At 53.3% G+C, this 23304-nt stretch carries 26 protein-coding genes and 1 riboswitch; of the genes, 17 read left to right on the top strand and 9 right to left on the bottom strand.

Annotated elements, in window-relative coordinates:
- Positions 1–19: 19 nt before the first annotated feature.
- Positions 20–220: a hypothetical protein gene (locus Q4D85_RS04255; RefSeq protein WP_303198447.1), complete on the bottom strand. Its 201-nt coding sequence runs from the start codon at positions 218–220 to the stop codon at positions 20–22.
- A gap of 187 nt (positions 221–407) precedes the next feature.
- Here Q4D85_RS04255 and Q4D85_RS04260 point away from each other — a divergent pair, with 187 nt between their 5' ends.
- From Q4D85_RS04260 to Q4D85_RS04270, 3 genes are all read left to right on the top strand, one after another.
- Positions 408–1463, top strand: a complete 1056-nt coding sequence (locus Q4D85_RS04260; RefSeq protein ID WP_303198449.1) for a hypothetical protein — start codon at positions 408–410, stop codon at positions 1461–1463.
- Positions 1464–1482: 19 nt separating this feature from the next.
- Positions 1483–1968: an SUKH-3 domain-containing protein gene (locus tag Q4D85_RS04265; RefSeq protein ID WP_303198450.1), complete on the top strand. Its 486-nt coding sequence runs from the start codon at positions 1483–1485 to the stop codon at positions 1966–1968.
- Positions 1969–2106: 138 nt separating this feature from the next.
- Positions 2107–2250 (top strand): hypothetical protein, encoded by a 144-nt coding sequence (locus Q4D85_RS04270; protein WP_303198451.1) that lies wholly within the window; start codon positions 2107–2109, stop codon positions 2248–2250.
- 79 nt (positions 2251–2329) lie between these two features.
- On the opposite strand, the gene panB is transcribed toward Q4D85_RS04270, so the two are convergent.
- Positions 2330–3172 (bottom strand): 3-methyl-2-oxobutanoate hydroxymethyltransferase, encoded by an 843-nt coding sequence (gene panB, locus Q4D85_RS04275; protein WP_303198452.1) that lies wholly within the window; start codon positions 3170–3172, stop codon positions 2330–2332.
- A 296-nt stretch (positions 3173–3468) separates the two neighbouring features.
- On the opposite strand from panB, the gene Q4D85_RS04280 reads away from it, so the two are divergent.
- Entirely contained in the window at positions 3469–5694 is a 2226-nt protein-coding gene (locus tag Q4D85_RS04280; protein WP_303198454.1) for an HtaA domain-containing protein, read from the top strand.
- Between the two features lie 187 nt (positions 5695–5881).
- Here Q4D85_RS04280 and Q4D85_RS04285 read toward each other — a convergent pair whose 3' ends face one another.
- The 5 genes from Q4D85_RS04285 to Q4D85_RS04305 form a co-directional block, all read right to left on the bottom strand.
- The gene (locus tag Q4D85_RS04285) at positions 5882–6859 is read right to left on the bottom strand and encodes a ThiF family adenylyltransferase (protein WP_303198455.1); all 978 of its coding nucleotides are present in this window, start codon (positions 6857–6859) and stop codon (positions 5882–5884) included.
- Positions 6850–7605, bottom strand: coding sequence for a thiazole synthase (locus Q4D85_RS04290; protein WP_303198456.1), 756 nt, complete (start codon positions 7603–7605; stop codon positions 6850–6852). Before Q4D85_RS04290 ends, Q4D85_RS04285 begins: the two co-directional genes overlap by 10 nt.
- Before the next feature lie 4 nt (positions 7606–7609).
- Positions 7610–7810, bottom strand: a complete 201-nt coding sequence (gene thiS, locus Q4D85_RS04295) for a sulfur carrier protein ThiS (protein ID WP_303198457.1) — start codon at positions 7808–7810, stop codon at positions 7610–7612.
- A gap of 42 nt (positions 7811–7852) precedes the next feature.
- Positions 7853–8890: a glycine oxidase ThiO gene (gene thiO / locus Q4D85_RS04300; protein WP_303198458.1), complete on the bottom strand. Its 1038-nt coding sequence runs from the start codon at positions 8888–8890 to the stop codon at positions 7853–7855.
- Positions 8887–9474: a thiamine phosphate synthase gene (locus Q4D85_RS04305; protein WP_303198459.1), complete on the bottom strand. Its 588-nt coding sequence runs from the start codon at positions 9472–9474 to the stop codon at positions 8887–8889. Before Q4D85_RS04305 ends, thiO begins: the two co-directional genes overlap by 4 nt.
- A riboswitch (TPP riboswitch) is annotated at positions 9467–9580 on the bottom strand. It overlaps the preceding gene by 8 nt.
- A gap of 752 nt (positions 9581–10332) precedes the next feature.
- On the opposite strand from Q4D85_RS04305, the gene rplS reads away from it, so the two are divergent.
- From rplS to Q4D85_RS04345, 8 genes are all read left to right on the top strand, one after another.
- Positions 10333–10674, top strand: a complete 342-nt coding sequence (gene rplS / locus Q4D85_RS04310; RefSeq protein ID WP_303198461.1) for a 50S ribosomal protein L19 — start codon at positions 10333–10335, stop codon at positions 10672–10674.
- 304 nt (positions 10675–10978) lie between these two features.
- The gene (lepB, locus tag Q4D85_RS04315) at positions 10979–11713 is read left to right on the top strand and encodes a signal peptidase I (protein WP_303198598.1); all 735 of its coding nucleotides are present in this window, start codon (positions 10979–10981) and stop codon (positions 11711–11713) included.
- A 73-nt stretch (positions 11714–11786) separates the two neighbouring features.
- Complete coding sequence (locus Q4D85_RS04320; protein WP_303198463.1) at positions 11787–12440, top strand: ribonuclease HII; 654 nt, start codon at positions 11787–11789, stop codon at positions 12438–12440.
- A 19-nt stretch (positions 12441–12459) separates the two neighbouring features.
- The gene (locus Q4D85_RS04325; protein ID WP_047262293.1) at positions 12460–12765 is read left to right on the top strand and encodes a DUF2469 domain-containing protein; all 306 of its coding nucleotides are present in this window, start codon (positions 12460–12462) and stop codon (positions 12763–12765) included.
- Positions 12766–12972: 207 nt separating this feature from the next.
- The gene (locus Q4D85_RS04330; protein WP_303198465.1) at positions 12973–13365 is read left to right on the top strand and encodes a YraN family protein; all 393 of its coding nucleotides are present in this window, start codon (positions 12973–12975) and stop codon (positions 13363–13365) included.
- Positions 13352–14890, top strand: a complete 1539-nt coding sequence (locus Q4D85_RS04335; RefSeq protein ID WP_303198467.1) for a YifB family Mg chelatase-like AAA ATPase — start codon at positions 13352–13354, stop codon at positions 14888–14890. The genes Q4D85_RS04330 and Q4D85_RS04335 overlap by 14 nt, the downstream gene beginning before the upstream one ends.
- Complete coding sequence (dprA, locus tag Q4D85_RS04340; RefSeq protein WP_303198469.1) at positions 14887–16062, top strand: DNA-processing protein DprA; 1176 nt, start codon at positions 14887–14889, stop codon at positions 16060–16062. The genes Q4D85_RS04335 and dprA overlap by 4 nt, the downstream gene beginning before the upstream one ends.
- A 236-nt stretch (positions 16063–16298) precedes the next feature.
- Positions 16299–17237, top strand: coding sequence for a tyrosine recombinase XerC (locus Q4D85_RS04345; protein ID WP_303198470.1), 939 nt, complete (start codon positions 16299–16301; stop codon positions 17235–17237).
- Here the strand turns inward: Q4D85_RS04345 and Q4D85_RS04350 are convergent.
- Positions 17212–17787 carry a M23 family metallopeptidase gene (locus tag Q4D85_RS04350; protein ID WP_303198472.1) on the bottom strand — a complete coding sequence of 192 codons (576 nt, stop codon included), beginning with the start codon at positions 17785–17787 and terminating at the stop codon, positions 17212–17214. The genes Q4D85_RS04345 and Q4D85_RS04350 overlap by 26 nt on opposite strands.
- Positions 17788–18179: 392 nt before the next feature.
- On the opposite strand from Q4D85_RS04350, the gene rpsB reads away from it, so the two are divergent.
- The 5 genes from rpsB (at position 18180) to Q4D85_RS04375 (ending at position 22759) form a co-directional block, all read left to right on the top strand.
- The gene (gene rpsB / locus Q4D85_RS04355; RefSeq protein WP_303198474.1) at positions 18180–19022 is read left to right on the top strand and encodes a 30S ribosomal protein S2; all 843 of its coding nucleotides are present in this window, start codon (positions 18180–18182) and stop codon (positions 19020–19022) included.
- 215 nt (positions 19023–19237) lie between these two features.
- Positions 19238–20065 (top strand): translation elongation factor Ts, encoded by an 828-nt coding sequence (gene tsf / locus Q4D85_RS04360; RefSeq protein ID WP_303198475.1) that lies wholly within the window; start codon positions 19238–19240, stop codon positions 20063–20065.
- A gap of 270 nt (positions 20066–20335) precedes the next feature.
- A complete protein-coding gene (pyrH, locus tag Q4D85_RS04365; protein ID WP_303198476.1) occupies positions 20336–21061 on the top strand; it encodes a UMP kinase in 726 nt (241 codons plus the stop codon).
- 121 nt (positions 21062–21182) lie between these two features.
- The gene (gene frr, locus Q4D85_RS04370; protein ID WP_047262286.1) at positions 21183–21740 is read left to right on the top strand and encodes a ribosome recycling factor; all 558 of its coding nucleotides are present in this window, start codon (positions 21183–21185) and stop codon (positions 21738–21740) included.
- A gap of 152 nt (positions 21741–21892) precedes the next feature.
- On the top strand, positions 21893–22759 hold the full coding sequence (locus Q4D85_RS04375; protein ID WP_303198481.1) for a phosphatidate cytidylyltransferase: 867 nt from the start codon (positions 21893–21895) through the stop codon (positions 22757–22759).
- Between the two features lie 112 nt (positions 22760–22871).
- On the opposite strand, the gene Q4D85_RS04380 is transcribed toward Q4D85_RS04375, so the two are convergent.
- Positions 22872–23279 carry a lipopolysaccharide assembly LapA domain-containing protein gene (locus Q4D85_RS04380; RefSeq protein WP_303198483.1) on the bottom strand — a complete coding sequence of 136 codons (408 nt, stop codon included), beginning with the start codon at positions 23277–23279 and terminating at the stop codon, positions 22872–22874.
- Between the last annotated feature and the right edge of the window lie 25 nt (positions 23280–23304).

A 23304-nucleotide genomic window follows, 5' to 3' on the forward strand; every position in this document is an offset into this window, starting at 1 on the left:
CCATACTCATGAATCCTTCCTAGAAACCATTCACAAGTAGTCTGACAATTATTGCATCAGCTAAAGCGGAAATCCACTTCCGAATCACATGTGGCTGCAGCCCTAAACTTTCAGCATAAGGAGTCTTCTCACCCCGCCCCAGCTTCACATAACACAACGCAATCTCACGCTGCTGCGCGGGGGTAAACGACGAAGCCACAACATGAACTTCCATACTCATGAATCCTTCCTAGAAACCATTCACAAGTAGTCTGACAATTATTGTTTTTCCTATTTTTGCACCCATAGACCAGTTGTTTTTCTATCATGGACGATAGGAAAAATTCCGAAACCAAAATGTGTTGGAGCCTTCAACACTCCCCAAAGACGGGAGTGTTTGTACATAAGGACGAAGGAATGGCATTGTGGTGGCCGCACCCATAAACCTCAATTATCTTTTCGACTTTTACCCGTTAAACAATCATGTGGTGCCACCGCAGTGGTGTGTGAAGCGAAACGAAGAACAGCGAACAGGGTATGCGCTTGGGCCCCGTGAAATCGGCTCGCTTGATGTGTCCAGTGGTGGCGTCCTCGCGTGCGATCTGGGTAGTGGGGACGAGAGTCAGGGCAGCGGCGTGGAGTTGCCTGCACCGAATGGTTCCCACCGCGTGGTGGCCACCTTCGCCCACGAACTTGAAAATCCTCAGTCGTCTCAGGTTGCCTACTTAAGCGTCGTCTTTTCTTCCGCACCCATTGCCCGTTTCGGAATCATTGAGTATTTTGACCCGCAGTGTGTCGGTTTTCGCGACGCTGCGGTTTACCCAAAGACGGGTGTTTTAGGGTTTGTTGATGCTAGGTGGCGTGGGGATATGCTGACGGAATCCCTTGACGGGTGTGGGGTGGTAGACACGTCGATTGCGTTTAGTCTCCTAGATTCCACCAATTCAAAGCATTCTCTGTGGGCGAGCTTTGATGCCGCGGGTGAGGTGATTGGCTACCACCTTGATTGTGGTGTGGTGGAGATGCTTAGCGATCAGCTCATTCATCTCAATCCACATACGTTGCGGTTCGAACTTTTGCCTGACAATATTGATCCCCATTTTCACCGATTGCTGAGACAATCTGGGTGGAGATCCCATCGCCAAATCAGCGGAACTTGGTGTGATTCTTTAGCAGAATCCGTTCGCTGGTTTGTGCAAAATTTGTGGGGTTTAACCATTGTGAATGAGATACTTGGGTACAGGTCTTCGGGGCGTGAGGTGATGGTACATCGCCGGTTCGAGTTTGGTGCCATAGATACGGCGGCGGAGCGTGCTGGGGATAAGTTTGTGCTGGGGGTTGCAGATAAACACACCATGCTTATCGACGAGCACGGCGCTTTCACCCTCAGGTCGCTTGATGGCGCCGAACACCGCATTCCGGGAACTTTCTATGAAGGATTGTTCAATGTGATACGCGGCCACCATGAGCTTGTCGGGTTGTGAGTAAAGAGGTGCGCGTGTGATGGAAAAACCGAATCGGATTAGTTCGGACTTTTATCAGTTGCTCCTTCGATCGGGGTGGTACCCGGAACGAAAAGTGGCGAAGGAAGATTTAAGCAACGACCTTGAAACATTTCCTGATGAGGTGACAGATTTCTTGCGGGAAATTTGGGGGTTACATGTTGTGCGCGAGACGATAAGTCCTCTTTCCGGCCCGAGTTACGCCCCATCGTATTTCACCAGTGTTTTTGAATTCGGGGAGCCAAGTAACCAGTTGTGGCATGACCACGAATGGGAAAATCCGTTGGACCAGCCGCTTCGTATGTTCGGCAATCAGGATCAGCGCCAACTGCTGATTGATCATTCGGGTCGGATTTTTATTGTTCCGGACAATGGTGATGTGTATTTTGTGGATGGCCAGTTTTACGAGGGGCTATACAACCTTATTTATGGTTTCGGTGCGCGCTACATTGTTTACGAAGATGGCGAGTTCTGGGAAGAGAAGTAAAGCCCCAACTTAAAACCGAAAGTGCTTGTTTTTTAAACGCAGGGATTAGCGGTAGTCGAATTGCTATGATGGGTGGAAATTGCGGGATTGTCGTAGCTTGCCGCTTGAGGCACTGACACGGGAAGAAATGAGAGGCAGATGAGCACTTCAAGAAAAATCCTTGGCACCATCCTGATCGTAATGATGCTTGTATCCCAACAACTGGGGTTGCCGGTTTGGATTGCCGCCTGCTTGGGCGCTTTGGTGCTGGTTCTGCTTTTCCTGCCGAGGCAGCACCAATAGCTGTTAGATAGTGCGGGGCCGGGAATCGTCGAAAAGCAATCGCTGAGAGCTTTTCGACGACTAAAGGGGCAGCCGTTACCTAACTAAAGGTATGGTCAGCGGTAGGAAAAGTCTTATTGTTTACAGCTTCCTTATAATTCGCTGCCGCATCACGTAACTGCTGACCAACCTCGGCGAACACCTCAACGAACTTTGGAATGCGCGCGCCGGGGAACATTCCCGCCATGTCGTGCCACACCAAAACCTGGGCATCGGTTTCCGCACCAGCACCAATGCCGATCGTTGGAATCGGACAGGTTGCGGTGATCTCCGCGGCAAGCTCGGCCGGAACCATCTCAAAGACCACCATGTCGGCACCCGCAGCAACAACAGCGGCAACATCGGCACGAACCGCATCGGCAGCCGCACCCCGGCCTTGTACTTTGAAACCACCCAAACCGCTCACCGATTGCGGCGTGAACCCCACATGCGCACACACCGCGAGACCCGCATCTTTGAGCGCCTTAATGCGCGACGCCATCCGCACGCCGCCCTCAATCTTGATCACGTGCCCACCGGTGCGGTGCAGCATCTCCGTCGCGGAACGCACAGCTTGCTCATCACTTGCCTCATAGGTACCGAACGGCAAATCGACGACAACCAGAGCATTTCCGGCACCCCGCACCACGGCGGCAGCAAGCACGGCAAGTTCATCGAAGCTGATGCGCGTAGTCGAATCGTAACCATAAACCACATTGGCGGCGGAATCGCCCACCAATAAACACTCGATACCAGCGGCGGCAAAGGCGCTGGCCGTAGCGTAATCATAGGCGGTGAGCATCGCCCACGGGCGTTGGCCTTTTAGCCCTTGTAGATCGGTTACCCGGACTTGCTTTGTGGGAACTAGATAACCAGGTGTGGGGGTGGTATTTTTTTCTGACATATATGGGTTTCCTAAATGGACGAAAGCCTAAAGATTTGGGAAGTATTGTACTGCGGAACCCTGTCTTTTTATAAAGCTTGAGTCTAATTTTAAGAACAACTTTAGGCTATATTTTTTGAATATGAGCCTTAACGAATATTTGCCGCGGGGGTAGCGGGGTCCTAATCTTAATTAGGTTAGTCTCAGTTTATGATATTTTTTAGTCGCACTTCCGCATGGGGGCACAATCACAAATGGTACCTCAACAGCGGAACTGCCTAATTTGAAAACTTTGAAGTTTTGAGGAAGAAGATTTCGTGAAACTCAATATTCGTCGAAAAGCGTCTGTCGTTTTCTGTACAGCGATCATTTCAACGCTGGTGAATCCATCGGTTAATGCCCAAAATATCACCGCTACGCCAGAGCCCGAGATTGCAACCCGAGAAATGACGGATCTCGGTCCGTCACTTACCGAAGAGCCTGCTACAACACACCTAGACGAGACTACGGCCGAAAACGCGCAAGAGCCACTACAAGGAGAGTCAGCGTCAGGTAATGGAAACACCACTATCGAGCTGCAAAACGAGGCTGTAGCCGCTTCCATGCAAAATCCAGGTTTTGGATTTGTTGCTGAGGGGGTGGATCGTCTAGCGCATCCACAAGTGACTTTGTCTGAAGGAAAAGCAAACTGGGATTGGGTGCGTTCGTTCCGGCAATATGTTGGACGCCATCAAGAAACCCGCGACCAAGTAGAACTTGACCCTTTTAACGAATATCTACTGTGGCCGTTGAAACAAAACCAACAAGTGGATCTCAATAATCTAAAGAAACTGCATTTCGCAGGTTCAGTTCATTGGACACATCATGGAGGTATTCTTGATGTGACCTTGGCAAACCCCACCATCGACTTTGAGAAGAAGCAGTTGCTTGTCGACGGAAAATCTGCAGGAACCTTGGCAAATCCAGGTCAGGCTGTCAATGAAACTCAAGAAGTGTTGCTTGAATTGACCGACCTCAAAGCCGAGGTGAAAGATGGGTACTTGCAGGTGACATCATTCCGACCCAAGATCACGTCGTTTGCAAATGACCTTGTCGGATTCTATCAAGGTGAATATCGCGAGCCTTTCGTGGCTACAATCAAAATTTCTGGCAGTGAAGGGGAGCGGCCAGACCCGATCTTGTGGAAGCTGTTTCCAGAGAAGTTCGATCATTTGCGCCCTCGCAATATCGTGCCAGACGACGGGGAATTGGAAGATAAACCAGTAACGTTGGACCCAGCATTGGAAAAATGCATTCGATTCGAGTTAGAAACTGAAGAGCCAATCACAACTAAAACACTTCAGCGACTGTTTACCCTCCCCTGTCACGGGCGAAATACACAAGAGGATAAGAAAGTCCGATCACTTGACGGCCTTCAACATGCACATCGTCTAAGCCGCGTGATTCTTGCTGAACAGCGCGTCACCGACTTAAGTCCACTTCGCGACCTTACGAAGATTAAAGAACTTGATGTTTCCGGAAACGGTTTGACCAGCATCAGCGATATCGGACACCAACCGGAACTCCTCAACCTCAAGGCTAACAACAATAAGCTCATTGATATTGATCAGATTCTTTATCTGCCTGCGTTGACCCGTTTGGAACTAAGTAACAATAAACTATTTCACCTCAATGGGCTTCCACTTAATAAAGAGAACCTTCGAATTTTGAAGGTTGACCATAATGAAATTGAAAGTGTGGCGACCTTAAAGGACTATTTATATCTCAAGGAGCTAAATGTTAGCCATAATGCAATCGCCGATATTTCTCCGCTAGGCAAGATTAGGGGCCTAGAAAAGCTCGATGCTTCGCACAATTTCATCACTAACCCAGAATCCCTGGCGCCATTGGCAGCATTTGATAACCTAACTAGCCTGCGCATTTCTCATAATAAGTTTGAATCTCGCGAACCCCTTGCGGTCTTCGGTAATCGACTCAAAGATCTGCCCGAAGGACAACCAATTCCACAAAATACTGCGGAAAAGCCAGCGCCGAAAGTAGCACCTACCATCACTACTCAGCCAAAAGATCAAAGTGTAGAGGTTGGTAAGACAGCAGAGTTCATCGTAGTGGTTGAAGGTACACCGAAACCGTTAATTCAATGGCAACGTCTTAATGCGGGCAAGTGGGTTGATATTCCAGGTGCAACAGATGCCACTTTGACGGTCACCGCAGGTGAAGGTACCGCAGTCGATGGGGCACAATATCGTGCCGTTGTACAAAATGCCGTGAAGAAGATGTACTCTGGGTTTGCGGTATTAACTGTCAAGGATGTACCACGGACATCGACTCAGGCGACTTCTACACAATCTACAACCACGTCAACGCAACCGAAACCCATGCCGCCAACTACAACCCCTGGGATGAACTCCTCAAAGTTAGGTACTGGTGAAATTATTGGCATCATTTTCGCTGTGCTAGGCGGAGTCGGTGCCATAATAGTGGCAGCAATGCAACATCTTGGTATAACCCCACAGCACATTGCGAAACTATTCCAGCGCTAAACCGCAATGACGGTTGACGATAGCAATATTTCTGCGCGATACCAGTGATGTACAAGAAGATTTGCATGACGAACTCTGGGGCTTTGCAAGTTTGACGCTGAATTAAGTGAAAACTGAAAAATCCTAGAGTTCGTCGAAATCTCGAGACAATATCGGATTATGGTCTGATCGCTAATAACAACAATCACTATAAGGCCACTAACGTGACACCACATTCAGCGGCAAGTCCCTGCCACTGCTGAATAAACTGCAATGCGCGGGTACCTGAAGCGCAGAAAACACCCAACATTTTTCCGTGATGTTGCGAAAAGAAACATGCAAGAGAATCTTGGGTGGCTGCCGAAGATGGAACATGGACAGAATCGGGAATTTTCACGTCCAACTCCCGCTCGGTTCGTTCGCGAATATCAACAAATATATCAATCTCGTTGTGGTGTGGAAGCCTCGTTGGAATCGTGCGCGCCGGGTCACGACGTACCTTAAAGTTCTTCATCGTGGTGGTGCGGGCATCATAGGTGACTATGGTTCCGATGCAGGTGGGCAGCGAACTGAGAAGTTTCAATGCTTCCGTTGCCATGAGCGAACCGACGACTGCGGTGGTGGCGCCCAGAACACCAGCCGTGGCACAGGTTTGGGTCGTTTCCGGAATGGTTGGGAACACGTCCCGAAGGTGGACAACACCAGTGCGAAAGACACTCATGCTTGCGCTGAAGCCCAACACTGTGCCCCAGACGAGTGGGATTTCCAAGATTTCGCAGGCGTCGGCGATCAGATACTTGGCGGCGAAGGTGTCCGTGCAATCAAGCACCAGGTCGTGGCCGTCGATAAGCGACAACGCGTTGTCGGCTGTGATTCGGCGATCACAGGTAGAAACAACGATCCCGGGCTGCAGCTGGCGGAGCTGACGGGCCGCAACGTCTACTTTAGGTTGCCCGATGTCGGATACGCCGAACAGAATCTGCCGGTGAAGGTTGCTGAGGGAAACCAGGTCATCATCAACGATCGTTATTTTTCCCACACCCGCAGCTGCAAGGGCTTGTAACGCGGGGCACCCCAAGCCACCTGCGCCGATGACCATAACAGTGCCACCGGCGACAGCATCTTGATCGAAGTTAGGCAATTGCCGCTGACGTCGGGTGCGTTCAAACTCCGCCGTCACATCCATGACACCAATCCTTCCGTAGGGGAGGAGGCGTGGGCGTGTTCTCGTTTCGGAATTCGACCCGCATCGCGCGCTAAAAGCCCAGCGTGAACCGCGTGCTTCATGGCGGTCGCCATGGCTACTGGGTCTTGTGCACGATTGATAGCAGAAGCCAGCAGCACCCCATCACATCCTAATTCCATAGCCCAGGCTGTATCAGACGCGGTGCCAATTCCGGCATCCAAAAGAATAGGAACCTCCGCGCGGGAACAGATCAGTTCAATATTGTGCGGATTCAAGATGCCCAAGCCGGTGCCAATAGGTGCCCCGAGCGGCATGACCGCGGCAACGCCGACATCCTCTAACCGTTTTGCGGTGACGGGGTCGTCGCTGGTGTAGGCGAGAACCGTAAACCCATCGGCGACGAGCAGCTCGCAGGCGTCGATAAGCTCCGTGACATCGGGCAGTAACGTGTCCTCGTCGGCGATAACCTCGACTTTTACCCAATTCGTGTGCAACGCCTCCCGGGCAAGTTTGGCGGTGAGCACGGCGTCGCTGGCGGTGCGGCACCCGGCAGTATTGGGCAACGGTGCGATTCCGAGCCGCTCCAGCATGGGAAAAATAGGGGTGCCCGCGCCGAAACGCCGCATGGCAACGGTAGTCATTTCCGTCCCCGAAGCGACCAGAGACTTTTCCAACATATCCATGCTTGATGCGCCGCCGGAGCCCATAATCAGGGCTGAAGTGAATTCTTTATCCGCGATTTTCATGTGGTTAGCCGCCTTGAAACGCCGTGAGAACGTCGATACGGTCGCCGGATTTGACCTCGGTTACGTCCCATTGCGAAACCGGGATTACCTCACCATTGCACGCAACCGCAACGCCGTGGCTATAACCGATTTCCGATTGAATTAATTGTTCGATGGTAGCTGCGTTAGTCTCCACAGCGGAGTCGTTAAAGGTTATTGTTATCATCTGTCGAAATTCCTTACATATAAGGTGACGGGGCGAGGGGTTTTACGGATCCTGCGAAAACCGGTACGGGTCGCAAGCCCTGAAGTGAGCGGGGATCTCTGCACCGAGATAAACCTCAGCGGCTGTTTTTCCGGCCAAGGCTGCAAGTAAAATTCCGTGCCGGAAATACCCGCTCGACAACAATTGGTGGGTGCCGCTCAGCCAGCCGAAAAACGGCAGATCGTCAGGGCTGCCGGGCCGCGCCCCGACGCTTGCCTCTATGAGTTCACATTCCTCAATACCGGGAACGATGCGAATGGCATCTTTTAGCAGCTGATAAACCCCGTCGACCGCAGGGCGGGTGCGGGAATCCTCCCGCGAGGTTGCGCCGATGCACAATTCGCCGTCCGGGCGCGGAATGATATACACCGCGCGATCGTTGACCCAGCCTCGGATGACCTTGGACACGAGCGGGGTGGGGCACGCCAACCGCAAAATATCACCGTATACCGGGCGCAACGGTACGTGGTTTGCGGCACCAAGCCCAGTGCAAATAATCGCATTGTCGGTTTCTGGCGCTTGCTTTTCGACGACCGTAACGCCGCGATTGCGCAAGGCATCCAGTAATGCGGCGGCCAAAAGCCGAGGATAAACCTGATGGTCCCCGGGGATACTCACCACCCCGGCAAGGTCAGGACTTAAGCGTGGCTCGCACCGGCGGGCGGCGCGGACCGTTAATCTTTCAATGTCATCGGCATTAAACCCCGCTGGACGGTAGTGCGCGAGATCAGAAAGATGCTGGGCATCTGCGCGATCGGCTGCGACTACGAGCGTTCCGTTGGTGTCATAACCGGTGTCAAGGTCGCTAAACTTACGAACCCGCGCGATTAAGTCGGGATACAGCTGAGCCGACTGCAGCATGAGGGGAAAAAGTAAGTCTTGTTGAAACTGCACTTCGGCGATCGGCGCCAACATGCCGCCAGCAAACCTTGTGGCGCCGCTGGTCGGATGGGGGTCGAAAATTTGCACTTTTTCGCCCCTATCCGCCAATTCAAAAGCGGTGCATAAACCAATGATTCCGGCACCAACCACGGTGATCATAATGCCAACCCCGGTTCCAGCTCGAAGGCCCGGACCATAGCCACACCCGCCACGCCGGTGCGCATGATGGCGGGCACATCGGCGGGCCAAATATCGCCGATTGCCACCACCGGTACGCGCGAAAGCGCTGCTAATTCTTCAAGTCCGGCCACCCCAAGTGGTGGCCTGCCGGATTTTTTTGTGGGGGATGGGCGAAACGGTCCAGCACCGATGTAATCAATAACATCAGCAACCTCATTGGCATTACGTACCAGCTCAGCCGTGCCAGTGGTCAAACCAATGATCGCGTCGGCTCCTAACATGCGGCGGGCAGCTGCAACGGGGAGATCATCTTGGCCAAGGTGCACTCCGGCGATCGGGTAACCTTCAGCGCGCAGTGCCACTGCGACATCGACGCGGTCGTCGATAAGCACTGTTTGATGGGGGAGGGCTGCTAAGGACACCGCTTTTGATAATTCGTATAGTTCCCGGGCCGAAATGGGCTTGGATCGAACTTGGATACAGGTTGCGTGTTTTGCTTGGCGAACCGTCTCCAACGGATTGGCACCAGTGACCAAATAACACGAAAGATCGACGTCGGGCAATCTTGCTCACTTCCTTCGCCGGTACTAACCGGACAGGTTCGGACGGTCTTGCGCAACGTCAGCGCAATCTCAGCCCCGTGTGTTCGGGGCACCCGTGGAGAAAAGTTACAAACGAGTCTAAGTGTAGCCCTAAAAGGGCCACTGTGATGAAGGAAATCACCAGAATTTTCGACACCGGTGAGGTGTAACGCACACATTTTTTATGACTGGATTGGTTCGAGCTGGCGCTTGTGAGGTTGTGCATTGTTCTCTGACTCCGCTTAAAACCTCCCCGTCACTATGCCTGCTCGACCTTTTCATTGCTTATGGGCGGAAAATCTCATGCTTTCTTTGAATCAGTCGAGTTGCCCACCAATAAGGAGTTACAAGTTGCGGCAAATTCTTATAGGGTTTCGCCGGAACCAGTGTCTTGGTAAGTGAAACCCGCGTACTCGACCTATTCACCATCATGAGCAAGAAAGCACTCGCCTAAGCCCGCATGGGTCGAGTTCCGCCTGGTACCCCTCTTTTCTGGAGCTGTATCACACGACGGTGCATCAATGCCTGCTCGACCTTTTCATTGCTTACGGGCGGAAAATCTCATGCTTTCTTTGAATCAGTCGAGTTGCTCACTAATAAGGTGCTACAAGCTGCGGAGTTCTCTCAAGCAAGAAAACTTGTTACTCCCTGACGTGGATTGCTCGTGACTGTATCGGGCTTGGAGTTGAAACGGGGCGATAGTGTGTGGGATAATTTCGCGGTTGTCTGGTTTTGCCAGCCTTCATGAATTTTGCAGTGGATATGAACCAGCCGAGCGCCCACAATTGGGAAGTGCCGCTAGGGTCCTCTTTCCTTAAAATCAGAAAAGGAATTTGTTCAATGAACATTCTTGACAAAGTCGATGCAGCTTCCATGCGTGACGACATTCCCGATTTTCAGCCGGGTGACACCCTTGACGTGCACGTAAAGGTTATCGAAGGCGCTAAGTCTCGTATCCAGGTGTTCAAGGGCGTTGTTATCCGCCGTCAGGGCGCTGGCGTTCGGGAGACCTTCACCGTTCGCAAGATGTCGTTTGGCATCGGTGTTGAGCGTACTTTCCCAGTTCACAGCCCAAACATCGAAAAGATCGAGGTTGTAAGCCGCGGTAAAGTTCGCCGTGCGAAGCTGTACTACCTGCGTAACCTGCGCGGTAAGGCTGCCAAGATCAAGGAAAAGCGCTAATTTTTTCCGCTTTGCCAAAACTAAGTGGTGTATCACCACTTACCACCGGCCGTGGGCGTTGAATACAACCCGACGGCCGGTTTTGCTTTTGCCCGATAGGTTTCTTCGTAAGCCAGTGGGCCAGTGCGGCACTGGTTGGGTGCAACCGTTTAGTTTTAATTGCGCTCCCGAATGCGCCGAATTTTACGAAACCCCATATCACCTTCGCTGGTGGTTTTCTTGATGCTTGCTGCTAAGCTCGTTGGTTGTGAATCAGCAGGAGAATTACGAAATTAACAACGATCCCAGCGACACTGAGTCCGAAGTGCACGAGACTCCAACCAAAGGTGACGATGAGAAAAAGCCCATGCCGTGGTACATCGAAATCCCCGCGGTGGTGCTGGTTACGATCATTTTTGTTGGTATTTTTCAAGCACTGATCGCCCGGGTGTATATGATTCCGAGCCAGTCCATGGAGCCGACCCTGCATGGGTGCGCAGGGTGCGTGGGCGATCGCATCGTAGTGGAGAAAATCACCTATGCGTTTAACGATCCGAAACCGGGCGATGTGGTGGTGTTCTCCGGAACTGATTCCTGGAACATGGGCTTTAGTTCGCAGCGTTCCGAAAACCCAGTAATTCGGGGCCTGCAAAACCTCGGCTCCTATGTGGGGTTTGTCGCGCCCGATGAAAACATCCTTGTTAAACGCGTGATCGCCACTGGTGGGCAAACCGTTCAGTGTTTGGAAAACGACCCAGGGATTATGGTCAACGGCAAAAAAGTTGACGATTCCTTCACTCTGCAGCCGACGCAGTACACGATCGATACGGCTACTGGTTCCGAAGCCTGCGGTGGCATGTACTTCGGACCAGTCACGGTTCCCGAAGGCAACCTGTTCATGATGGGCGATAACCGCACCAATTCCGCTGATTCCCGGTACCATCTGGGCGACGAATTTCAGGGCACCATTCCGGTTGACAACGTGAAAGGTAAAGTTCAGGCTATTTTCTTCCCACTAAGCCGCCTCGGAACCGTCGCAGATCCGGACATTCAGCAGTAGGGTCATGCCACCGGCTGCAGGAGGTGGCGTCGAAAAGCACAGCGGAAGAAGAAAACAGTAAGGGTGGCGGACAGTGCGCAGGCTCAAACAACAGCGCACATACGAGGTGGCGCTGGAGAAAGCAGGGCTCGGCCCCGTCGCTGGTGTTGATGAAGCCGGACGGGGTTCCTGCGCCGGGCCGATCACCATAGCTGCATGTATTCTGCCGTCGAAGCCTATCGACGAACTAGCGGAGCTGACCGATTCCAAGAAACTATCAGCCGCACAACGCGCTAGGTTGTTTCCATTGATACAAAAACACGCCGTATCCTGTTCCATTCTGCATATTTCCGCCGCCGACATAGACACATTTGGTATTCAACATGCCAATGTTTCCGGAATGCGCCGGGTGGTGGCCCGTCTCGGGATTCAACCGGGGTACGTTTTAACCGATGCGTTGCCGATCGACGGCTTTCCCGTGCCATATTTGCCCATGATTGGTGGGGATGCAGCTGCCCGGTGTATCGCAGCTGCATCTGTGCTGGCGAAACACTCGCGGGATGAACTCATGCACGATTTAGACGTCGAATTTCCGGGCTACGGCTTTGCCAAACACAAAGGATATGGCACAAAAATACACATGGATGCGGTGCGCCGTTATGGTGCCAGCCCGGTTCATCGTTATAGTTATGCAAATGTAGCCACCGCGCATAACCTGTGGCTTGAGCAAGAATTGACGCAACCATAAACCATGGAGGGTGCCTTCGATGAGTGCAGAGGAACTCGAAAACTACGAGGCCGAAGTCGAGCTGAGTTTATACCGCGAGTACCGTGACGTGGTGAGCCAATTTTCTTATGTAGTGGAAACGGAACGCCGTTTCTACCTGGCAAACGCGGTTGAGCTGATTCCGCATACCCAAGGAAACGATGTTTATTACGAAGTCCGTATGTCGGATGCGTGGGTATGGGACATGTACCGATCTGTGCGCTTTGTTCGTTACGTTCGGGTCATTACCTACAAGGATGTGAATATCGAAGAATTGGACAAGCCAGATTTGGTCATTCCGGAGTAGAATATATCGGCCGTAAAAATCGCGCAGATTCTTAAAACACCAGGTGTGGAAACCGTAGCACGATGCGAATTCCACACCTGGTGTTTTATTGCATGAAATCGCTAGAGAAAACTTCATAACTATCGCACCGTGGAAGTACACAAACCATTCGCTTGTCGACGCCTAACAGCGCCGCAGTACAAGCACAAGTAGAAGGACGTGAAAACCATGGTGCATGCACCCATTGGCGTAGTACGTAATAGCCACAACCGTGACATAGGGGAGACCGGTGAAAATATCGCAGCCCAGTTTCTGTTAAGTCGCAATTACACAATCTTAGCCCGCAACGTCCGGTACGTGGCTGGTGAATTGGATCTGATTGCGCAAAGCCCGACGGGCGCAATCGTATTCGTCGAAGTAAAAGCCCGGACAAGCAGCAATTATGGAAATGCCGAGGCAGTCAGCCCCAGCAAACTGCGGAAGATGCGGCGCTCCGCCGCTTTGTGGTTGCGGGACAAGCCGTGGACAGATGTGCGTTTCGACGTCATAGCCATCACCTTAAACCGCACCACCACTCATGAAATCGACTGGTACCAGGGAGTTGATAGTGGTGCTTGCTAAAACACTGTCCATGACGCTCAATGGTGTGAACGCCGACATTGTGGAAGTGGAAGCCAATGTGGGCGCGGGATTACCCGGTACACATATCGTGGGAAAAGCCGCTACCGGGGTGCTAGAAGCGCGTGATCGGATCAGGACCGCTGCGGTAAATTCCGGATTGAGCTGGCCGAAAACCAAGGTTATCGTGAGCTTATTGCCCGGAAATCTTGCAAAAACCGGAACTCATTTCGATGCGGCAATCGCCGTGGCAATTCTCAGCACCACTCGGTCGTGCACTTGGAATTACCATGTGCTTGAGCGCACCATGATTCTTGGCGAAGTCGCCCTTGATGGGGCGCTTCGGGCAGTCCCCGGGGTGTTACCCGCATTGTTGGCCGCCGCACGTAGCCAAGTGGAGACAGTGATTATTCCTGCTGCGAATAGCCCCGAAGCAATCATCGCCACCGGTATCACGGTCTTTGTTGCCGAATCGATAACGGAGATCATGGAGTGGTTGAGTAACGACGCGAATCTCGCTACTCCGCAGCAATGGTGCGCACAACACCAGCAGCAATCCGCTGTGCACGACGCGCCGACCCCAGCAAAGGACATGAACCAAATAGCTGGGCAACCAGAGGCGAAGTTTGCTGCGGAGGTTGCTGCCGCCGGCGGACATAATGTGTTCTTTATTGGGCCGGGTGGCTCGGGAAAGTCGATGATCGCTGAGCGGATTCCAACGTTGCTACCCCGGCTGACCACCGAGGAAACGATTGAATCCACCGTTGTGCATTCTATAGCGGGCAGATTAGCCAACAACGTGGTGTCAACCGCGCCGTTTATCGCACCGCACCATAGCGTAACCACCGCGGGGTTGCTGGGTGGTGGGGCGGGAAATCCGCTGCCAGGTGCGGTGAGTTTGGCACATAATGGGGTGCTGTTTCTTGATGAAGTTTCGGAAATCCCCGCCCGGGTGCTCGACCAGTTGCGGATGCCAATGGAAGATGGTGTCGTGCGATTGCAACGATCGCACCGAACTTTTGTTTTCCCAGCGCGGTTTCAATTAGTTCTGGCTGCCAACCCCTGCCGATGCGGGGCTGAAACCCCAACGGAATGCACCTGCTCCGGTGCGGTACGGGTGAAATACCTGGATAATCTGTCGGGGCCATTGCGCGATCGTATCGATATTTTCGTCCGTACCTATTCGAAGGGCCCGCTGCGTGGCGATGCCGATTCGGAATGTTCGGCCGCGATTGCCGAGCGCGTAGCCGAAGCCCGAAACCGCGCACGTCAGCGATGGGAAACTGCAGGTTTTGGCGCGATCACGAACGCCGCTATGGAATCGGCGATCATCCGGCGTCATTTCCCAGCAGATGATGCTGGCATGGCCATGCTGGAGAGCTATCTCGCTCACGGCGATGTTACTCAGCGCGGCGTGGACCGGGCGCTGAAACTGGCTTGGACTTTGGCTGATCTTGACTGCGTGGCAGCGCCGACGCTGGATCATGTTGCTCGTGCTCTTGAGTTACGAGAGGACGTGGCACTATGACGCATGAGCGGCGGCGCGCATGGGCGTACCTTTCGCGGGTGATCGAAGGGCCGAGTAGAAACCTCCAGCAGCTTTTCGACGCCGGACGTCAGCCCGAAGCGATAGCGCAGGCGGTGCGACGTCGGGAGGGGTGGATTGGTTCGCTCTTGGCGGAAACTGAAACCAGATACACCTGGGATCGGGCAGATGAGGACTTGGCGATAGCCCAAAGCGTCGGTGGACGATTGATCTGTCCAGACGATGACGAATGGCCAGTCGAGGCTTTTGATTCCGCTTTCGGTTTTGCGGCAAGCGGATGTAGTGAGCACACGCGAAGTTATCAGTCAGACGCTGTGGCACCCCATGCGTTATGGGTGCGGGGCGGTAATCTGCGGCAACTGAGCAGTCATTCGGTAGCGATTGTTGGTACCCGAGCCGTGAGTAACTACGGCGTTCAGGCAACTCGGATGATCGCGGCTGGGTTATTGGAGCACCAATACACCATGGTCTCCGGCGGAGCATTGGGAGTTGATACCGTCGTTCACTCGGAAGCCTTAACCCGGGGCGGCAGCACGATTGTCGTGCAGGCGTGCGGTCTGGATAAACACTACCCGGCTAAGAACTCGGGGTTGTTTCAAACCGTGGCATCACGGCCTAACTGCGCCATAGTTTCGGAATACCCGCCCGGATTAAGCCCACAACGGCACCGGTTTCTCACCCGAAACAGACTGGTAGCCGCGCTGAGCCAAGGTACGGTGGTGACCGAGGCGGCGTGGCGTTCGGGAGCATTGAATACATTAAGCTGGGCGGCAGCATTCGGCCGAGTAGCCATGGCGGTTCCGGGGCCGATCACAACTACTGGTTCGCTGGGCTGTCACGAGCGCATCCGTAGAGGCGATGCTGAGATGGTGTGTTCCGCGGAGGAAGTGCGGGAGATGGTGTCGAAAATCGGAGAAGTGGATGTCGGTGGCCAATATGAAATAGATTTTGCGGCTTCTCCTGTTCAAAAGCTATCGCGCAACGAAATGCGGGTTTTTGACGTCACTGGCCCCGATTCCATGGATTCATCGGAAATTGCTCAGGGCGCTGGGTTGCCGGTGAAGCTGACCGTATTCTTACTGATGGATCTATCCCGCCAAGGATTGATTGAGCGGGTAGGAAACGGGTGGCGTCGGAGGAAGGCTGACGAATGACTAGCCATTGAAAGCTTGTTTCCGGCAGCATCTTGGATTGCGAGTGCGGTACGAGACGAACTAAACCTCCAAAAAGGATGTGACATAAGTCTCCTTGCGGATTGGATGTATGCTCGTTAATATTGGGTAGGCAAGCCTAATTAAGTCTTTCGCAAAGGGTTCTGGGCTGGTTCCCTTGAAAGACTAGCCGTGGTGGTCTTTAGAGACGATCTATTAAGGCATTAAGGTTATGCACTATGGGTGAGTCAGAACTGAGGGTGACGCGGAATCGAAGTTCCGCGTCACCCTCATCTCAATTATCTGAAGCTATAGAAGACTTCGTTGAATACCTAGAGCTGGTGGTCGGGCGATCGCCAGCAACCGTGCGGGGTTACCGAAGCGACCTATCGGATTTTGCGACTGTCGCGGACAGCTTCGACGGTTTCACCTTGGCCAATCTGCGTACTTGGCTTGTAGGGGCAGTCGCGGATGGGAAATCGCGCAGCACCCTTGCTCGTCGTACAGCTGCGGCACGCGCTTTTAGTAAATGGAGCGTCCGGAATGGTTATTTATCGGAAGACGTTGCTGCCCGCTTAGCTACTCCGAAGATTGGTCGGAAGCTGCCCGTCGTCGTGTCGAAAACAGCGGCAGATGAATTGATGTCAGCACCCGTTGCTAAGAAAGAGCCCGAATACCTGCGGGATGTCGCGATGCTGGAATTGTTATACGCCACCGGGATCCGCGTGTCGGAATTATGCGGAATTAATCTCAATGACCTTGATCTGTCGCGTCGAGTGGTCACCGTCACCGGTAAGGGGGATAAGCAACGTGTGGTTCCATTTGGGACGGCCGCGCATTCCGCAATCGAGAATTGGATGAGCCTTGGGCGTCCGGCATTATTGGCTACCGGAAAGCCCGCCACCGACGCGATGTTTGTGGGTTCACGCGGCGGCCGAATCAATCCACGGGTGGTCCGCGATATTGTCGCTGCGGCGGCACGAAACTCTGGCATTGATTCTTTAGGCCCACATGCGCTGCGGCACACAGCAGCAACGCACATGTTGGACGGGGGAGCGGACCTTAGGGTGGTGCAAGAACTTTTGGGGCATTCGTCGTTGCAAACAACCCAGATTTACACCCATGTCAGCACTGAGCGGCTGAGCCAGGCGTTTAAGCAGGCGCATCCACGGGCTTAAGGCGGATTATCGGTGCGGCTAGTAGTGACAATGGGTTAATGTAGTCGCGTTGCCCGTACTTGGCACCCCAATGTAACCCGTCATCGCCATCGGTGCTCGGGGCACGTTGCCCAATTTTTTGGCCTCGCTGGATTGTATCGCCGACTGTGACTATCGGGAATACCGGTTGATAGGTGGTGCGCAACCCACCGGCATGTTCAATACTGATTGTGGGTCTTCCTGCCAGTAAGCCTGCGTATAAGACCGTTCCAGCGCCAGCGGCATATATGGGGTGTCCCACCGGGGCTTCAAGATCCACCCCTCGATGTCCCGGCAGCCAATCGTGTTCGGGCTTATCGAAGCCGCGCAGAACGCGTGGTGGTTGATCGGTGCCTGAGATGGGATTGACGAAGGTCCTATCGATTGTCGGGCGTGAGGCCAACACACCAGGTGATTGCGCCATGGTTGTGGGTGCTTCGAAGAACTGCCAGGCAGAAACGACAATGAAAACTGGAAACAGTAACTGTATGAAACGTCGACAAGCAGCGACGGTAGAAACATGAGTAGCCATAGTTTTAGATCTAGCTGCACATGGCGATAGGTGGGGAAACCGGCGAAATTGCCTGTGGAAAACGTTAGCTATGTGGCGGAAGTGATTGAAGTGATAGCGCTTGTGGATAAGTGTCAATTAATAGCGCCCAATTTGGTGGTATCCAGCGGAAATGACTAAGATGTTACGTCGGCAGTGTAGCAATTGGGATTTTTCCAGTTCTACATTGACTACGCGCAATCATGATCTGCAAATGTGATTTCCCACTTTAGGTGCAGAACCATCTTGTTCAAGGTCCATTCCTCTTGCTTGAAAGTGGATATGGTGAACGGGGTGGATTGGTTGCTAGGCGGCAGGGAAAACCTGTCATGTAAGAAAACCGAAACTATTAGATTTTAGAAAGGGAGCAAAACATGGCTGTAGTAACCATGCGTGAGCTTCTTGATTCTGGTGTGCACTTCGGCCACCAGACCCGCCGGTGGAATCCGAAGATGCGTCGTTTCATCTTCACCGAGCGTAACGGCATCTACATCATCGACCTTCAGCAGACCCTGACCTTCATCGATGAGGCATACGAGTTTGTGAAGGAAACCGTTGCACACGGTGGCACCATCCTCTACGTTGGCACCAAGAAGCAGGCTCAGGAACCAATCAAGGTTGAAGCTGAGCGCGTTGGCATGCCTTACGTGAACCACCGTTGGTTGGGCGGTATGCTCACCAACTTCCAGACTGTTTCCAAGCGTCTGCACCGCATGAAGGAACTGCAGGCAATGGATGCTGCTGAAAACGGCTACGACGGCCGCACCAAGAAGGAAATCCTCATGCTCACCCGCGAACGCACCAAGTTGGAGCGGGTTCTCGGCGGTATCGCTGACATGAACAAGGTTCCTTCCGCATTGTGGGTGGTTGACACCAATAAAGAGCACATCGCAGTGAACGAAGCTCACAAGTTGAAGATCCCAGTGGTTGCTATCCTCGATACCAACTGCGATCCAGACACCGTGAACTTCCCGGTACCAGGCAACGACGATGCAATCCGTTCCATCGCGGTACTGACTCGGGTAATTTCTTCCGCAGTCATCGAAGGTAAGAAGGCCCGCGAAGAGCGCGCACTGGCTGCAGCTAAGGAAGCTGCCGGTGATGCAAACCGTGAGGAAACCGTAGAGGTTGCCGCCAAGGTCGAAGCCCCAGCAGAGGTTGCGGCTAAGGTTGAGGCTCCAGCAGAGGTTGCCGAAGAAGCACCAGCTGCTGAGTAAAAATCGCCGCCGGGTTATCTTTTTTAAGCTCGGCACAGCGTAAAGCTTTCGCCCCCACCGTACCGCTGCACTATTGAATGGTTTCGGCTGGGGGTGCTTGTGCAACGAGCACCTTAGTTTTGCCAGTTGGATTTTGCTCTGGTCACCACTGGTGTCGCTGTACTACTTTTAATTTCATTGACATATTCCTATAACTCAAGGAGGGTCGCCCCCACATGGCGAATTTCACCGCTGCTGATGTTAAGAAGCTTCGCGAGGTCACCGGTTCCGGCATGATCGACTGCAAGAAGGCTCTTGCAGAAACCGATGGCGATTTCGACAAGGCTGTCGAGATCCTGCGCATCAAGGGCGCAAAGGACGTCGGCAAGCGTGCCGAGCGTAACGCTTCCGAAGGCCTGATCGCAGTGTCCGGCAACACCATGGTTGAGGTTAACGCCGAAACCGACTTCGTTGCTAAGAACGCTGACTTCATCGAATTTGCCCAGAAGGTTGCCGACGCTGCCGCAGCTGCAAAGGCAAACACCCCTGAAGAGCTCGCTGCTGTTGTTGTCGACGGCAAGCCAGCAAGCGAAGCTATCTTGGAGCTGTCTGCCAAGATCGGCGAGAAGCTGGAGCTGCGTCGCGCTACCACCGTTGAGGGCGAAAACGTTTCCGTGTACCTGCACCACCGCGCAGCTGGCCTGCCACCTGCAGTGGGCGTTTTGGTTGCTTACACCGGCTCCGGCGACGAGGCCGCTGCCGCCGCACACCAGGCTGCAATGCAGGTTGCTGCGCTGAAGGCTGCATACTTGAGCCGGGAAGACATTCCTGCTGAGGTTGTGGAGAAAGAGCGCCATGTCGCGGAAGAAATCACTCGTTCCGAAGGCAAGCCAGAAGCTGCGATTCCGAAAATCGTCGAAGGCCGTCTCGGTGGTTTCTACAAGGACGTTTGCTTGCTGGAGCAGGCTTCCGTAGCTGACTCCAAGAAGACCGTGAAGCAGCTCATGGAGGAAGCTGGTGTAACCATCACCTCCTTCGCTCGTTTCGAGGTTGGCCAGCAGTAATCTGCTAGCGCTGAAGAAAGCACCCCTGGAAGGGACTGTCGGATAAGCAGTCACCTGCCAGGGGTGCTTTTAGCTCCTGCTGCAGTAAGTGCCGTCGGTTCGCCACTAATAGGTGTTAGCGGGGTTGAAGGGGTAGAATCTAGTGCTTGAGATTCTTTGGATCTTTTCCGCAGCACAACATTGTTGCCCGCGGGATGTATAACTGATGACTAGCTTGGATCGTCGACAAGCGAACCGCTCCAAGCACCAGGGAAAGGCGCCTTAGAAACCATGACCGATTCCACCAAGCGTTCCGGCTATAAGCGAGTGATGTTAAAGCTTGGAGGTGAAATGTTCGGCGGGGGATCGGTAGGCATCGACCCGGACGTGGTCTCCAACGTCGCCCGTCAGATCGCCCAGGTAGCCCGCGACGGCGTTCAGGTCGCAGTCGTTATCGGCGGCGGTAACTTCTTCCGCGGGGCGCAATTGCAGCAACGAGGGCTTGATCGCAACCGTTCGGATTACATGGGTATGCTCGGAACGGTGATGAATTGCCTGGCGCTGCAGGACTTCTTAGAACAAGAGGGAATCGATTGCCGGGTGCAGACCGCAATCAATATGGCGCAGGTTGCGGAACCATACCTCCCGCTTCGGGCAAAACGGCACCTGGAAAAGGGGCGGGTCGTTATCTTCGGTGCAGGCATGGGCATGCCGTATTTCTCCACCGATACCACTGCGGCGCAGCGCGCATTGGAAATCGACTGCGAAGTCCTGCTCATGGCAAAGGGTGTGGATGGCGTCTATTCCGACGACCCACGGGTCAATCCAGACGCGAAGCTCTTCCACGACATTACGCCACGGGAAGTTATCGAACAGGAACTCAAAGTTGCTGACGCCACCGCGTTTTCTCTGTGCATGGACAACAACATGCCGATTCTGGTGTTCAACTTATTAGTTGAAGGCAATATCGCTCGGGCATGCGCCGGTGAGAAAATCGGTACCTTGGTTCAGCAATAGTTCGCTTTAATGGCCTTTGGACTAAAAGTCCTGTTAAGGTAGATATCTGTACTCTGGCTTGCGTGAAACCCACCAGTGTTTTGCGGCAAGCCACATCACAAAAATCAAAAGGAAGACTCTCATGATTGATGACGTGCTGTTGGAATGCGAAGAGCATATGACCACTTCCGTGGAGCGCACCCGGGAAGAACTCACCCATATTCGAACTGGCCGTGCGAACCCATCCATGTTCAACGGCGTCATCGCTGATTACTACGGTGTTCCTACCCCGATCACCCAAATGGCAACCATTTCGGTTCCGGAAGCGCGCATGCTGCTGATCAAGCCTTATGAGATGTCGACGATGGGTGAGATCGAAAACGCAATTCGCAATTCCGATCTGGGTGTTAACCCAACCAACGACGGCCAGGTGCTGCGGGTGACCATTCCGCAGCTCACCGAGGAGCGTCGTAAGGAAATGGCGAAGCTGGCTAAAGCTAAGGGCGAAGACGGCAAAATCGCCATCCGCAACGTTCGTCGTAAGGGCATGGATCAATTAAAGAAGATTCAGAAGGACGGCGACGCAGGTGAGGACGAAGTCCAAGCAGCAGAAAAGGAACTGGATAAGGTAACCCAGAAGTACGTTGCTTCTATCGACGAGCTTGTTACGAAGAAAGAAGCGGAATTGATGGAGGTTTAGCCCCCGCCTGTAGGTTCCGATTTCGTGCTTCTGGTCGCCGCGTCCCGTGGGGAATCACGAGAAACCGTGCGTGGCGATCGACCCCCCTAGGGAAGAGGACAAAAATCCCTAGGGGTTTAATGCATAGCCTGACGAAAGTTGACATTCTGCCGATGAATACCACAGCCCGCCATTTGCCTAAACCGAAAAATTCCGCTGGCCGCGATTTGAAAGTGGCCATTCCGGTGGGGCTTGGCCTATTCGCCGTTGTTCTATTGGCAATCTTCGTCATACCATTTGGGTGGTATCCGTTAGTCGCCATCGCGATTTTCTTCGCACAGTGGGAGGTGATCTCCCGGCTCTCGGAAAAAGGCTATATCGTGCAGCGCTGGTGGCTGTTATTCGGCGGGCAGCTGATGCTGTGGTTATCGTGGCCGTTTGGCCCGAAGGGGCTGGTATCGGGATTTGTCGCCGCTGTTTTGCTGGTGATGTATTCCCGGCTTTTTCATCACGGCAAAAACTCCGCGCCCAAGAACTACCTGCGGGATACCGCCGTGGGGATTTTTGTGCTCACCTGGATTCCGCTTTTCGGCAGCTTCGCGGCGATGATGTCGCTGCTTAGGGGGCATGAAGTTGCTGGTTCCATGTTCATTATCACGTTTATGATGTGCGTGATCGCATCCGATACCGGTGGTTATATCGCCGGGGTGATGTTCGGTTGCCACCCGATGGCGCCTGCGGTGAGCCCGAAGAAGTCTTGGGAAGGTTTCGCTGGCTCCATTCTGTCGGGTGCCTTGGTCGGCGCATTGAGCATGCATTACCTGCTTCATTCCGACTGGTGGTGGGGTGTCTTGCTGGGAATCTTATTGGTCATCTGTGCGACACTGGGTGATCTAGTGGAATCCCAGTTCAAACGGGAATTGGGGATTAAAGACATGTCGCAGATGATACCGGGGCACGGCGGGGTTATGGACCGACTCGATGGCATGCTGCCCGCCGCTATGGTGACCTGGTTAGTGCTGTCGGTAATCTCCCTTTAGCTTTTCGACGCCACCAGGGTTTCCCAATCAACGTGGTAGGTTGCGCATAACGAAAAACCCTGTGCTGTCCGCCTTGGACTAGCGCAGGGTTTTAGCGTTGGAGCTAGCGGCTTTAATTCTTTTTGATCTGGCGGCGTAGCTGTAACATGCGAACCCCACCGACGAGGGCCATAATCAATGCGCCAGCGATGGCGGCAAGTAAGAAACCAACACCGGCCGGGAACGTGAATTTCCAGGCGAATAGCGTGAGATCCACCGGCTGTTGATTCTGCAGAATAAATACCAAAAGCACAATGAGCAAAAGCGCGCCCGCGATGAGTGCCACCCAGGTTCCGCCCGCGAACGAGCTCTTAACCGCAGGCTTCGAAGCGGGGGCCGGAGTGGTTGCGGGAACCTCGGCAGGAAGATTGTCAACGGCAGGTTCGTATTCATGAACTGAGGTGTCCGAAAACGAATCTGGTTGTTCAACCATATCTTTGGCTAATGCGTCAGAATGAAAATCGTCGTTATTTTTAGACATGGTTACTATTCAACTGTGTTTAGTA

It is taken from the genome of Corynebacterium sp., from assembly GCF_030532965.1.
GTDB lineage: Bacteria > Actinomycetota > Actinomycetes > Mycobacteriales > Mycobacteriaceae > Corynebacterium.